Source organism: Sanguibacter sp. HDW7, assembly GCF_011300875.1.
Lineage (GTDB): Bacteria > Actinomycetota > Actinomycetes > Actinomycetales > Cellulomonadaceae > Flavimobilis.
On the sequence record NZ_CP049862.1, the window covers coordinates 2,507,917 to 2,520,897 of the forward strand.

General features: G+C 73.7%; 12 protein-coding genes. 6 read left to right on the forward strand and 6 right to left on the reverse strand.

What is annotated here, in order from left to right:
• Position 1 precedes the first annotated feature (1 nt).
• Together G7063_RS11405 and G7063_RS11410 are read left to right on the forward strand one after the other, a co-directional pair.
• The gene (locus G7063_RS11405) at positions 2-1,228 is read left to right on the forward strand and encodes a hypothetical protein (protein ID WP_206188144.1); all 1,227 of its coding nucleotides are present in this window, start codon (positions 2-4) and stop codon (positions 1,226-1,228) included.
• The gene (locus G7063_RS11410; protein ID WP_166414499.1) at positions 1,225-3,981 is read left to right on the forward strand and encodes a multicopper oxidase domain-containing protein; all 2,757 of its coding nucleotides are present in this window, start codon (positions 1,225-1,227) and stop codon (positions 3,979-3,981) included. The genes G7063_RS11405 and G7063_RS11410 overlap by 4 nt, the downstream gene beginning before the upstream one ends.
• A gap of 26 nt (positions 3,982-4,007) precedes the next feature.
• On the opposite strand, the gene G7063_RS11415 is transcribed toward G7063_RS11410, so the two are convergent.
• A complete protein-coding gene (locus G7063_RS11415) occupies positions 4,008-4,769 on the reverse strand; it encodes an isoprenyl transferase (protein ID WP_166414500.1) in 762 nt (253 codons plus the stop codon).
• A gap of 223 nt (positions 4,770-4,992) precedes the next feature.
• Here G7063_RS11415 and G7063_RS11420 point away from each other — a divergent pair, with 223 nt between their 5' ends.
• Entirely contained in the window at positions 4,993-5,694 is a 702-nt protein-coding gene (locus G7063_RS11420; protein WP_166414501.1) for a hemolysin III family protein, read from the forward strand.
• Between the two features lie 94 nt (positions 5,695-5,788).
• Here G7063_RS11420 and G7063_RS11425 read toward each other — a convergent pair whose 3' ends face one another.
• From G7063_RS11425 to mca, 3 genes are read right to left on the reverse strand one after another with little or no spacing between them, the layout of a single operon-like run.
• Positions 5,789-6,592 carry a nitrilase-related carbon-nitrogen hydrolase gene (locus tag G7063_RS11425; protein WP_166414502.1) on the reverse strand — a complete coding sequence of 268 codons (804 nt, stop codon included), beginning with the start codon at positions 6,590-6,592 and terminating at the stop codon, positions 5,789-5,791.
• 2 nt (positions 6,593-6,594) lie between these two features.
• Positions 6,595-6,996, reverse strand: coding sequence for a hypothetical protein (locus tag G7063_RS11430; protein WP_206188146.1), 402 nt, complete (start codon positions 6,994-6,996; stop codon positions 6,595-6,597).
• Positions 6,993-7,850 carry a mycothiol conjugate amidase Mca gene (gene mca, locus G7063_RS11435; protein WP_166415337.1) on the reverse strand — a complete coding sequence of 286 codons (858 nt, stop codon included), beginning with the start codon at positions 7,848-7,850 and terminating at the stop codon, positions 6,993-6,995. Before mca ends, G7063_RS11430 begins: the two co-directional genes overlap by 4 nt.
• A 236-nt stretch (positions 7,851-8,086) precedes the next feature.
• Between mca and G7063_RS11440 the strand changes: the two genes are divergently transcribed.
• Together G7063_RS11440 and greA are read left to right on the forward strand one after the other, a co-directional pair.
• The gene (locus G7063_RS11440; RefSeq protein WP_166414503.1) at positions 8,087-8,548 is read left to right on the forward strand and encodes a DUF4307 domain-containing protein; all 462 of its coding nucleotides are present in this window, start codon (positions 8,087-8,089) and stop codon (positions 8,546-8,548) included.
• Between the two features lie 262 nt (positions 8,549-8,810).
• The gene (greA, locus tag G7063_RS11445) at positions 8,811-9,290 is read left to right on the forward strand and encodes a transcription elongation factor GreA (RefSeq protein WP_166414504.1); all 480 of its coding nucleotides are present in this window, start codon (positions 8,811-8,813) and stop codon (positions 9,288-9,290) included.
• Between the two features lie 199 nt (positions 9,291-9,489).
• Here the strand turns inward: greA and ilvA are convergent, their stop codons facing one another.
• Both ilvA and G7063_RS11455 read right to left on the reverse strand, forming a co-directional pair.
• A complete protein-coding gene (gene ilvA / locus G7063_RS11450; protein WP_166414505.1) occupies positions 9,490-10,707 on the reverse strand; it encodes a threonine ammonia-lyase in 1,218 nt (405 codons plus the stop codon).
• Positions 10,704-12,023, reverse strand: a complete 1,320-nt coding sequence (locus G7063_RS11455) for an AI-2E family transporter (RefSeq protein ID WP_166414506.1) — start codon at positions 12,021-12,023, stop codon at positions 10,704-10,706. Before G7063_RS11455 ends, ilvA begins: the two co-directional genes overlap by 4 nt.
• 203 nt (positions 12,024-12,226) lie before the next feature.
• Here G7063_RS11455 and msrA point away from each other — a divergent pair, with 203 nt between their 5' ends.
• Entirely contained in the window at positions 12,227-12,895 is a 669-nt protein-coding gene (gene msrA / locus G7063_RS11460; RefSeq protein ID WP_166414507.1) for a peptide-methionine (S)-S-oxide reductase MsrA, read from the forward strand.
• Positions 12,896-12,981 lie beyond the last annotated feature (86 nt).

Here is a 12,981-nt window from a genome sequence, read left to right on the forward strand (position 1 = left end):
CATGGCCGCCCCCGCGAGCGCGCTGCGCCGCGTCCCCCTCCTCCTGCTCGCAGGCCTCAGCCTGCTCGCGGGGCTCGACGCCGCGCTGCTGCTGCTCGGTCTGCCCGCACCCGTGACGACCGACCGCCTGCCGGACGTCCACGGCATGCTCATGGTCCTCGGCTTCGTCGGGACGCTCGTCTCGCTCGAGCGCGCGGTCGCGCTGCGTCGCTGGTGGGGCTTCGGCTCGCCCCTCCTGCTCGGCCTCGGCGCGCTCGCGCTGCTCTCGCCGCTTCCCCTGGCCGTCGGGCGCGGGCTGCTCACCGCGGGCTCGGTCGCGCTCGTCGTCGTCTACGTTCCCCTGTTCCGGCGCTCGCGCGACACCGCGGTGCTGTGCCAGCAGCTCGGCGCGGTCGCGGCGGCCTGCGGCGCGCTCCTGTGGTGGGCGGGCGCTCCCATGCCCGCGACGATCCCGTGGCTCACCGCGTTCGTCGTCACGACGATCGCGGGCGAGCGGCTCGAGCTTGCGCGCGTCGCGATGTCGGGCCTGCGCCCGGGTGACCGCACGCGCGCCGACCGCGCGATCCTCGCCGTGTGCGTCGCGACCGTGCTCGGCGCTGCGGCCGCGACGGCCTGGCCCGAGGCCGGGCACTCGCTGCTCGGCGCGGCCCTCCTCGCGCTGTGCGCATGGCTCGCGGGCCACGACGTCGCCCGACGCACGGTGCGGTCGACGGGGCTGCCTCGCTTCACGGCCGTGTGCCTCCTCGCGGCGTACGCGTGGCTCGCGGTCGCGGGCGCGATCTGGCTGCTCGGCGGCCCGCAGACGTCGGGCCCCGGCTACGACGCCGTCCTGCACAGCGTCTTCCTCGGCTTCACGATCTCGATGATCATGGCGCACGCCCCGGTCATCCTCCCGGCCGTGCTCCGCGTCCCGCTGCCCTACCACCCCGCGATGTACGTGCCCGCGGCGGTCCTCCACGTGACGCTCGTGCTGCGCGTCGCGGTGGGCGACGCTCGCGACGTGCCCGCGCTCGTCACGATCGCCGGGGTCGGCAACGTCGTCGCGATGCTCGGGTTCGTCGTGACGAACGTCGTCGTCGGCGTCCTCGCCGCGCGCAGCGCCCGCCGCGGGCGCGAGGCGCGCGCCGAGACGGCGCGTGCGCGCGCGAGCGCGCGGGCAGCGGCGGAAGCACCCGACGCCCACCCTGCAGACTCCGATCCCCCAGCCCAGGAAGCCTCAGCCCGATGACCTCGATCGCCCCGCGCCCGACCCGGCCCTCGGGCGCGCCCCGGCCGTTGTCCGCCCGCTCGTCGTGGCACCTCGCCGCGAACGCGCCCGTCGTCGTCTGGCTGCTCGCGACGGTCGCGGTCTCGCTCGTGCACCGGGAGGTCGCAGCCTCGGCGTGGCTGCTCGTCCACCTCACCCTGCTCGGCGCGGCGACGAACGCGATCCTCGTGTGGTCGGCGCACTTCGCGGACGCCCTGCTGCGTCGCCGCGTGGACGACCGGTCGCGGCGCGGGCAGGCCGTGCGGCTCGTCGTCCTCAACGTCGGCGTGCTCACGACGGTCGTCGGCATGGTCGTGTCGCAGTGGGTCGTCACGCTCGTGGGTGCGAGCGTCGTGGGGCTCGCGGTCGCGTGGCACGGGGCGGCGCTCGCGCGCTCGACGCGCGGCGCGCTCACGGGCCCGCTCGCGGTGTGCGTGCGCTTCTACGTCGCGGCCGCGTGGCTGCTGCCGCTCGGTGCGGCGGCGGGCGTGCTGCTCGCACGCGGTGCTGGACCCGGCTGGCACGCACGGCTCGTGCTGGCCCACACGGGGCTCAACGTGCTGGGGTTCGTGGGGCTCACGGTGCTCGGCACCCTCGTCACGCTGTGGCCGACGATGCTGCGCACGACGATGGATCCGCGGGCGGTGCGCGCGGTGACGCCGACGCTCGCGTGGACGCTCGGCGGCCTTCTCGCGGGTGTCGCGGGCGCGCTCCTCGGGGTGCGGCCGGTCGCGGCGGCGGGCGTCGCCGCGTACGTCGTCGGCGTCGTCACGGCGCTCGTGCCCATGGTGCGGGCGGCCCGGCGCCGTCCGCCAGCATCGTTCTCGACGCTCTCGGCGGCCTCAGCTGTCGCCTGGTGGCTCGGGACGCTCGTCACTGTCGTCGTGCTGCTCGTCGCGACGCCGTCGTGGACGGCGCTCGAGGCGCGCCTCGGGATGCTCACGGTGCCGCTCGTCGGGGGCTTCGTCGCGCAGGTGCTCCTCGGAGCGCTCACGTACCTCGTGCCCGTCGTGCTCGGTGGCGGGCCGGCCGTCGTGCGGACGACGGCGGCACGCCTCGAGCGCGGCGCGCTCACCCGCGTCGTCGTTGCGAACGGCGCCCTGCTGGTGTTCGTCCTGCCGGGCTCGAGCGCGCTGCGCGCGCTGTCGTCGATCGCGGCGCTCGGCGCGGGCGCGTGGTTCCTCGTCGTGCTCGGGCTCGCGCTGCGTGACCACCGTCGGGCGCGGCTCGGACGTATGGCGACGGTCGAGGCGCCCACGCCGCCGACGCCCGGCGCGCCGCAGGGCCCGCAGGTCGAGGCGGTGCGCGGTCCGGCCCGGGCCACGCAGCTCGTCGCGGGCGTCGCGGTGCTGCTCGTCGTCGTCGCGGGGGCTGCGGCCCTCGACCCGTCGGCGCTGCGGCTCTCCGCGACGCCGGGCGACAGCGACGGCGGCGCCTCGGGCGTCGCCGTCACGCCGACGGGCCGCACGACGACGGTCGAGGTCGAGGCGCGCGACATGCGGTTCACGCCCTCGCGCATCGAGGTGCCTGCGGGCGACCGGCTCGTCCTCGTCGTGCGGAACACGGACCCGACGACGGTCCACGACCTTGCGCTCGACACGGGTGCGTTCTCGGGCCGGCTCGCGGTCGGCGCGTCGGCGACGCTCGACGTCGGTGTCGTCGGTCGCGCGATCGACGGCTGGTGCACGATCGTCGGGCACCGGCAGTCGGGCATGACGCTCGACATCGTGCCGACGGGCCTGGGCACGACGAACAACGCCACGTCGGGCGCGACCGACGCCCCCTCCGACTCCCCGTCCGGGGGCACGGACCACGCTGGCATGGACCACGGCGCAGCGTCAGGGCCGTCGGCGGCCGACGACATCGACCTCATGCGCTCCCCCGCCGAGGGCTTCGAGGCCCGTGACGCGGCGCTGCCTCCCCTCGACGACGCGACGGTGCGGGAGGTGACGCTCACGGTCTCCGAGCTCACGACGGACGTCGCGCCGGGCGTGAGCCAGAAGCTCTGGACCTTCGGCGGCTCGGCGCCCGGACCGACCCTGCACGGGCGGGTGGGCGACACGTTCGTCGTCACGCTCGTCAACGACGGGAGCATCGGGCACTCGATCGACTTCCACGCCGGCATGCTCGCCCCCGACCAGCCGATGCGCACGATCGCGCCCGGAGAGAGCCTCACGTACCGGTTCACGGCGACGATGAGCGGCATCTGGATGTACCACTGCTCGACGATGCCCATGAGCGCGCACATCGCGAACGGCATGTTCGGCGCCGTCGTCATCGAGCCTCCGGACCTGCCCGAGGTCGATGCGAGCTACGTCCTCGTCCAGAGCGAGTTCTACCTCGGCCCGCAGGGCGGGGAGGTCGACGTCGACAAGATCGCGACGCAGCTGCCCGACCTCGTGACGTTCAACGGCTACGCGCACCAGTACGCGTACGACCCGATCGAGGCGCGCACGGGCGACCGTCTGCGCTTCTGGGTGCTCGCGGCGGGGCCCAACGTCGGCTCGTCGTTCCACGTCGTCGGCGGGCAGTTCGACACGATGTTCCACGAGGGCGCCTACCGGCTGCGGCCGGGCAACGCCGAGCACGGTGGGTCGCAGGCGCTCGACCTGTCGGTCGCGCAGGGCGGGTTCGTCGAGCTCGTCATGCCGGAGGCCGGCACGTACCCGTTCGTCTCGCACGTCATGAGCGACGCGGAGAAGGGCGCGACGGGCCGCATCCACGTGACGGACTGAGGCCCGTCCTGCTACGAGCGGTCCTGCTACCTGCCGAGCCGGCGGTCGCGGGTCGCGAAGGAGCGCAGCGCGCGGAGGTAGTCGACCCGGCGGAAGCTCGGCCAGTAGGCCTCGCAGAAGTAGTACTCGGCCTGCGCGGACTGCCACAGGAGGAAGCCGGAGAGCCGCTGCTCGCCCGACGTGCGGATGACGAGGTCGGGGTCGGGCTGGCCACGCGTGTAGAGGTGCTCGCCGATCTCGGCGACGTCGATGCACTCGGCGACCTCGGCGAGCGTGCGGCCCTGGGCGTCCTGCTCGCGGAGGTAGGCACGGACGGCGTCGGCGATCTCGTGGCGACCGCCGTAGCCGACGGCGACGTTGACCGAGAGTCCCTCGACGTCGGCGGTGGACTCCTCGGCGGCGCGGAGCGCTGCGGCCGAGGATTCGGGCAGGAGGTCGAGGCGGCCCATGACGCGCAGGCGCCAGCGGCGCGCGGCGGCGAGGTCCTCGACGGCGCGGACGATGATCGCGAGGAGCGGCTCGAGCTCCGCGGCGGGACGGGAGAGGTTGTCGGTCGAGAGCATCCAGAGCGTGACGACCTCGATGCCGAGGTCCTCGGTCCAGCCGAGGAACTCGAGGATCTTCTCGGCCCCGCGCTGGTGTCCGGCGGCGGTCGACTCGCCGAAGGACCGGGCCCAGCGGCGGTTGCCGTCGAGGATGACGCCGATGTGTCGGGGCAGGGCGTCGGCCGGCAGGGAGCGCGCGAGCTGGCGTTCGTAGATCCCGTAGAAAGGGGTGGGGATGCGCACTGCGACCTCGTTCGGTGACCTGGGCTTCGTCGACGTCGCCAACCTACCGGACGCGTGGGAGGCTGCGAGGGTCGGACCGTGGTCCCACTCGCGATCCGTCGTCCCCGACACCCGATCTCCACAACCTACGGTTCCGTAACCTACGGTTGCGTAGGTTAGGCTGGTGGCGCACCGACGGACGCGTCCGCGCCCGCCACGATCACGACCCCCTGAGGATCGACACATGTCGCGAGCCACGCAGCCCAGCACCACGGGCGAGAACCTCGACGCGGCTCCGGAGACCTTCGAGGCGCCGAAGCCCCGTCTTCGCGGCTGGATCCACGCGGCCAACGCTCCCCTCGCCCTCGTCGGCGGCGTCATCCTCACGGCCGTCGCGCCCGCGACCGCCCCGCGCGTGTCCGTCCTCGTCTTCGCGATCACCGCCGTGCTGCTCTTCGGCACGAGCGCCGTCTACCACCGCGGCACGTGGGGCGAGCGCACCAAGGCCGCCCTGCGCCGGGCCGACCACGCGAACATCTTCCTCATCATCGCCGGCACGTACACGCCGCTGGCGGTGCTCCTGCTCGAGAAGCGCACCGCGACGATCCTCCTCATCGTCGTGTGGAGCGGCGCCCTGCTCGGGCTCGCCGCCCGAATGCTGTGGCTCGGCGCGCCGCGGTGGGTCTACACGCCCGTCTACATCGCGCTCGGCTGGGTCGCGGTCGGCTTCATGAAGCAGTTCTGGGACGCGGGCGGACCGGCGATCGTGTGGCTCGTCGTCGCGGGCGGCCTCGCCTACACGGGCGGAGCGGTCATCTACGCGCTCAAGCGGCCCAACCCGAGCCCGCGCTGGTTCGGCTTCCACGAGATCTTCCACATCGGCACGGTCATCGGCTTCTGGTGCCACTTCGCGGCGGTCGCGATCGCGATCGCGCACATCGTCTGACGGGTCTGACGGGTCGCGAGTCGCTGGTCGCGGGTCGCCGGGCCGTCGCGCAACCTGCTCGTCGAGCTCCCCGCCCGTCGAGCGCTCTGCCCGTTCAGCGAGGACGGACCTCGTAGCGGCGGAGGTCCAGCGCGGGGTTGCGCGTGCGCGCGCCGGTGACGCGCGCGGGGTCAAGGTCGACGACGACGTGCCCCGGCCCGAGCCCGAGCCGCTCGACGACCGTTCCCACAGGGTCGACGACGAGGCTCGTCCCGCACACCCCGCGCCCGGCCATGCCGACAGCGACGAGCCACGCGACGTTCTCGAGGGCGCGCGCCCGCGCGAGCACGGTCCACTGCTCGATCTTTCCGGGCCCTGCGGCCCAGGCGGCGGGCACGACGATCGCCTCGGCGCCCGCGTCGACGAGCCGTCGTGCGGACTCGGGGAAGCGCAGGTCGAAGCACGTGAGCACGCCGAGGCGCAGCCCGTCGACGTCGACGACGAGCGGCGCCGCCGCGGGGTCCCCCGCGACGAACCGGTCGGACTCCCGCTGCCCGAACGCGTCGAACAGGTGGACCTTCGTGTACGTGTCGCCGAGCGTGCCGTCGGCCCGCACGTGGACGACGGCGTTCCGCGCCCGCGCGCCGCCCTGAGGCTGTCCTTCGACCTCGAGCGTCACGCCCGCGAGCACGTCGACACCCCGCGACCGGGCGGCCCGGCGCAGGGCCGTGACGAACGTGCCGTCGAGCGTCTGCGCGTCGTCCGGACCGACACCGCGCGGGTCGAAGCCGCTCGCGTACTCGGGCAGGACGACGAGGCGCGCACCGTCGTCGGCGCACGCCTCGATCGCGTCGGTCGAGATGCGCGCGGCGGCCTCCGCGTCACGTGGCGCGGCGACCTGCGCGATCCCGACGCGCACGGTTAGCCCCGCGGGGCGTCCGGCTCGCCGGCGTCGCCGTCGGCGGAGGGGTCCCCGGCGGCAGAGCCGACGGACGAGTCTCCCGCAGCAGGTCCGTCCGTGGCAGTGCCATCGGCAACGGCTCCGTCCGCGGCGGAACCCTCGACGGTCTCCGGGGACCGGGCACCCTCCTGCTCCGCGGCCTCGGCACGCTCGGCGAAGCGCATGCGCCGGACCTTGCGGTTGAGCGACATCCAGCCGAGCACGCACACGGCCGCGACGGCGAAGATCGCGAGGAAGCCGATGAGGCCGGGCGACACGTCGTAGGGGTCGAGCCCGGGCCGCAGCACGTCGGACGGCGACGGCGAGGGCGTGAGCGTCTGGGCAGGCAGGAGCGCCGCGAGCGCGGCGAGGGAGAGGGTCACAGGTGCTCCTCGGTGAGGCCCGCGAACAGGTCGGTCTCGGGCAGCGTGGTCGCGACGCGGGCGTCGGCGAGCTCGTACTCCTCCCACGGCCAGACCTCGATCTCGAGGTCGCGCGGCGTGCCGAAGAAGAAGCCGTCGGGGTCGATCTGGGTCGCGTGGGCGCGGAGCGCCTCGTCCCGCGCGTCGAAGTGGTCGGAGACCTCGATGCGGGTCGTCACGGCGCGCTCGACGATCTCGCGCGCTGCGCGCGTCTCGACCCACTCGCCGAAGGGCGACTCGAGGCCGGCGTCGACCATGGCCTCGTGGACCGTGCGGATACGGGTCATCGAGAAGTCGTGGTTGTAGTAGAGCTTGAGCGGTGCCCACGGCGCGCCTGCGCCGGGGAAACGCTCGGGGTCGCCCGCGGCCTCCCAGGCCGCGGCCGTGACCTCGTGCGTACGGATGTGGTCGGGGTGCGGGTAGCCGCCCGACGGGTCGTACGTCGTGATGACGTGGGGGCGGAACTCGCGCACGACGCGGACGAGCTCGGCGGCGGACTCCTCGAGCGGGACGAGCGCGAAGCAGCCCTCGGGAAGCGGAGGCAGCGGGTCGCCCTCGGGCAGCCCGGAGTCCACGAAGCCGAGCCAGTGCTGGCGCACGCCGAGCGCGGCCGCCGCAGCGGCCATCTCGTCGCGGCGCACGGCTGCCATCTCGGCGCCCTCGGCGAGCTCGCGGCCGTAGCTGGGGTTGAGCACGGACCCGCGCTCGCCTCCCGTGCACGTGACGACGAGCACCTCGACGCCGGCGGCGGCGTAGCGGGCGGTCGTCGCGGCGCCCTTGCTCGACTCGTCGTCGGGGTGGGCGTGGACGGCCATGAGGCGCAGGGGCGTCGTCACGTCGGTGGTCCTCTCGGTGCGGGGGCCCGGGGTCAGGCTCCACCCCTCACCGTATCTCCCGCGACGGACATCGCAGGCCGTCGCAGCACCCGCGAGCGACGGTCCGCGCAGCCGTCGTCCCGGCCCCGGGCGGACGGCCCCGCGTGCCACCGGTCCCGCGGCCCGACGTGCGCACAGCGGTTCCCGCACCCGGCCGAGCCTGGGAGACTGAGGGCATGTCCTCCTCCCCCGAGACCCCGGCGATGCCCTCGGCCCCGGTCCCCGCACCGTCCGGAGACCCCACGGACCTCGACGACCGCTACGGCAGGCTCGCGCCCGACGCACGCCGCGCACGTCGTCTGCGTGCGGCGGCGATCGCGGCGATCGCCCTCGCGACGGTCGGCGCCGGGTGGGCGGGCTGGAGCATGGTCGCGGGCGAGCCGTGGACGACGAAGCCCGTCGGGTACTCGGTGAAGAGCGCCGAGCTCACCGAGGTGACGTTCCACGTGACGAAGCGTGCGGACATCACGCTGCGCTGCAAGGTCGTCGCGCTCGCCGAGAACTACGCGCAGGTGGGGTTCCGCGAGGTCGTCATCCCGCCGAGCTCGGGCGAACGCGAGTCGTTCACCGTCGACGTCCGCACCGCGGAGCTCGCGACGACGGGCATGGTCGAGTCCTGCGAGCGCGTCGAGGACTGAGCGTCACCGCGCCGCGCCCGGGGACCGAGGGCCCGGCCCGACGTCCCTGAGCCGCTATACTGTGTGTTTCGACCACTGCTCGGCGACCGTGCTGCGCGTTCTCGATCACGCTCCCGGCCGGACCCGTCACTCGGGTGGTCGCTGCGTGGCACGCGAGGGCGCGTCGCACACGACGAGCAGGGGCTCGACCTCTTCATCACATCATCTCGGCGCACGGTTCTCACCGTGCGCCGTAGTCCTACGTGGACCGAAAGGAGCGACAATGACCGGGACCACCACGTGGCTGACGCAGGAGGCGTACGACAGGCTCAAGGCCGAGTACGAGCACCTCACCGGCGCCGGCCGGGACGAGATCGTCGCGAGGGTCGCGCAGGCCCGTGACGAGGGCGACCTCAAGGAGAACTCCGGCTATCACGCGGCCCGCGAGGAGCACGCGAAGCAGGAGGCCCGCGTCCGCGAGCTCAAGGCCAAGCTCGAGGGCGCGCAGATCGGCACGCCGCCGGACGACGGTCTCGTCGAGCCCGGCATGATCGTCACGCTCGACTTCGCGGGCGAGGAGATGACGTTCCTCCTCGGCTCGCGCGAGATCGCGGGCACGACGGACCTCGACGTCTTCTCGGAGGCGTCGCCCCTCGGCTCGTCGATCCTCGGCCGGTCGGTCGGCGACGAGGTGTCGTTCACGGCTCCCAACGGCGCCGAGCGTCTCGTCAAGGTCATCGCCGCCAAGCCCTACGAGGGCTGAGCCCTTCACCGGCTGAGCCCTTCACCGGCTGAGCGCCAGCACGCACGAACGGAGCGGGTCGCCCCACCAGGGCGGCCCGCTCCGTCGTTGTCGGCAGCGGAAGCGTCGAGAAGGTTGCGTCCACGCAACCCAGGGAAGTGCCTGGGCGCAGTCAGTCGGTTCGCCCGGGCCAGGCAGCCGAGCAGACAGACAGTCAGACTCAGACGCCCGGCGCGAGCCGGTAACCCTCGGCACGCAGGTGCTCGAGGAGAGCCTCCTGGTGCTCGGCGCCCTTCGTCTCGACCTGGAGGACGACCTCGACCTCGTCGATCGCGAGGTGCGGGCCCGTGCGGACGTGCTCGATGTGCATGACGTTGCCGCCCTCGCGCGCGATCGCGAGGAGGATGTCGGCGAGCATGCCGGGCCGGTCCGTGAGGAGGGCACGCACCTGGAGGTAGCGTCCAGCGGACGCGAGGCCGTGGCGCACGACGCGCAGCAGCACGACGGGGTCGACGTTGCCGCCGGAGAGCACGACGACGACGGGTCCGTCGAAGCCGTCGGGCTCGGCCATGAGCGCGGCGACGCCGGTCGCGGCGGCGGGCTCGACGATGAGCTTGGCGCGCTCGGCGACGAGCAGGAGGGCGCGCGAGATCTCGTCCTCGCTCACGGTGACGACCTCGGCGTTGCCGTGGCGCAGGAGCTCGAGCGGCACCACACCGGGGCGGGCGACGGCGATGCCGTCGGCCATCGTCGAGCGCACGGGCACGGTCTCGGCGACGCCGGTGCGCAGGGAGCCTGGGTAGGCGGCCATGCGCTCGGCCTGCACGCCGACGACGTGGACGTGCGGCGCGAGCTGGGAGAAGGCTGCGACCATGCCGGCGGCGAGGCCTCCCCCGCCGACGGGGACGAGGACCGTGCGGACGTCGGGCACCTGCTCGAGGATCTCGAGCGCGATGGTCGCCTGGCCGGCGACGACGTCGACGTGGTCGAAGGGGTGGATGAGCACGGCACCCGTGACGCGCGCGTGCTCGTAGGCGGCGGCGAGGGCGTCCTCGACGCTCTGGCCGACGAGCCGCACCTCGGCGCCGTAGGCGCGGGTCGCGGCAACCTTCGGCAGGGCGGCGTCGGACGGCATGTAGACGACGGCGTGGATGCCGAGCTCGCGGGCAGCGAGGGCGACGCCCTGCGCGTGGTTGCCGGCGCTCGCCGCGACGACGCCGGACGCGCGCTCGTCGGCCGTGAGCCGGGAGAGGCGCACGTAGGCGCCGCGCAGCTTGAACGAGCCGGTGCGCTGGAGGTTCTCGCACTTGAGGTGGACCTCGGTGCCCGTGAGCTCGGACAGTGCGCGGGAGTGCTCGACGGGGGTCGTCACGGCGACGCCGGCAAGGAGTCGTCGGGCGTCGTCGAGGTCCGCGACGGTGAGCGCGGGCGAGGTCATGCGTCGTCGCCCGTCCGCGGACCGGAGCCGGACCCGTCGGCCGCAGCACCGCCGTCGGCGGCGTCGGCGGCGGCGGCGGCACCACCGGCGTCGTCACCCGCGCCTTCGTCCTCCTGCCCGCCGCGGCGGAGCGCCATGGCACGCCGTCGCACCTCGGCCTCGGCCTCGGGCCGGAAGGTCAGCCGGTCCCCGATCCCGAGGTCGGGGAACTTGTCGTGGCCCGAGAGATAGAGGACGACGGTGTTGACGACCGCGGCGATCGGCACGGCGAACAGGGCGCCCGCGATGCCGGCGACCATCGTGCCGCCCGAGACGGTGAGGAGCACGGCGACGGGGTGCATCGAGACGGCGTGGCCCATGAGGAAGGGCTGCAGCAGGTGGCCCTCGATCTGCTGGACGAGCAGGACGATGCCGAGCATGACGATCGCCCACACCCATCCCTTGACGACGAGCGCGACGAGGACGGCGATCGCGCCGGTGAGGATCGCCCCGACGAAGGGGATGAAGGATCCGATGAAGACGAGGATGCCGAGCGGCACGACGAGCGGCAGCTGGAGGGCGGCCGCGCCGATCGCGATGCCGGTCGCGTCGATCGCGGCGACGAGGATCTGGGTCCGCGTGTAGGCGGCGAGCGTCACGAGACCGCGGCGGCCTGCCTGGTGGACGTCGTCGCGCGCGGCGCGCGGCAGCAGGCCGACGATCCACGTCCAGATGGTGCGGCCGTCGTAGAGGAAGAAGATCGTGCAGAACAGGGCGATGACGAAGCCGGCGGCGACGGCCGTCACGGTCGAGCCGACCGACATGGCGCCTGAGACGACGGTGCCGATGTTCTGCTCGATCGTCGTGGAGATGTCGCTGAGCATGCCTTCGAGGCGGCCGGTGTCGACGTTGAGCGGGCCGGTCGAGAGCCAGTCGAGCATCTGCTCGAGGCCCTCCTGCGCCTGCGTCGAGAGGGAGGCGATGCCGGCGACGATCTGCTGCCCGGCGAGGACGATGAGGCCGACGGCGGCGCCGAGCAGGAACAGCACGGACGTCACGGCCGCGAGCGCGCGCGGGAAGCGCAGGGTGCGGACGAGCCAGCCGTGGAGGGGTGCGAGGAGGACGGTGAAGAGCAGGGCTGCGGCGACGGCGACGAAGAGGTCGCTCAGCGGACGCAGCACCCAGATGGCCGCGCCCGCGCAGATCGCGATGATGAGCAGGCGCCACGACCAGGCGGCCGCTGCCTGGACGGTCGGCGGGATGGAGCGTGCCGCCACGTACTCGCCGTGGAGCGGGTCGCCCGTGGTCGGTGCGTTCCCCGTCGTGTCGTCGCTCATCGTCGCCGTCCTTCCTGCCCCACGTCCGCGCAGGTCGGACGCTCGTCGAGGGGCCGTCGGCCCTGCGTGCCAGCCTACGGCCCCGTGCGCCGGCGCGAGGCCCTCGCGCGCCGCGGGAACACGCGCCGTCCCAGCGTTGTTGCACCTCTTCACGGGGCGTTCACCTCTGCTCCTCCCACCTGCTCCCTCACCAGGAGGCCACCGTGCTCGAGAACCTCTTCGGCCGTCGCGTCCCGACGACGCTCGTCAGCCCCGCCGACGCCCTGCCGGGACGCGCCGAACGCGCCTTCCCCGTGCCGCCGACGCACGCGGTGCTCGGCACGCCGCTCGAGGGTCCTCTGCCCGACGGCACCCGCGAGATCTTCGTCGGGCTGGGCTGCTTCTGGGGCGCGGAGAAGCTCTTCTGGCAGCTGCCGGGCGTCGTGTCGACGTCGGTCGGGTACATGGGTGGCACGACGCCGCACCCGACGTACGAGGAGACGTGCACGGGCATGACGGGGCACACCGAGACGGTGCGCGTCGTGTTCGACCCGACGGTCGTGAGCGACGAGGCCGTGCTGCGCACGTTCTGGGAGAACCACGACCCGACGCAGGGCTTCCGCCAGGGCAACGACGTCGGCACGCAGTACCGCTCGGCGATCTTCACGACGACGCCCGAGCAGGCGGACCTCGCCGCTCGGACGCGGGAGGCGTTCGGGACGAGCCTCGCCGAGCGTGGCTTCGAGCCGATCACGACCGAGGTCCGTCCGGCCGCCGAGGCCGGCCCGTTCTACCTCGCGGAGGCGGACCACCAGCAGTACCTCCACAAGGTGCCGCACGGCTACTGCCCCGTCCACGCGACGGGCGTCCGCTGCGAGCCGCTCGCGGGCTGAAGGTGCCGCTGCCCGCGCGTCACCCTCCACACGATCCGCACGCACGTCCACACCACCTGACGTCGCGACCTGCCGTGACGCGCCCC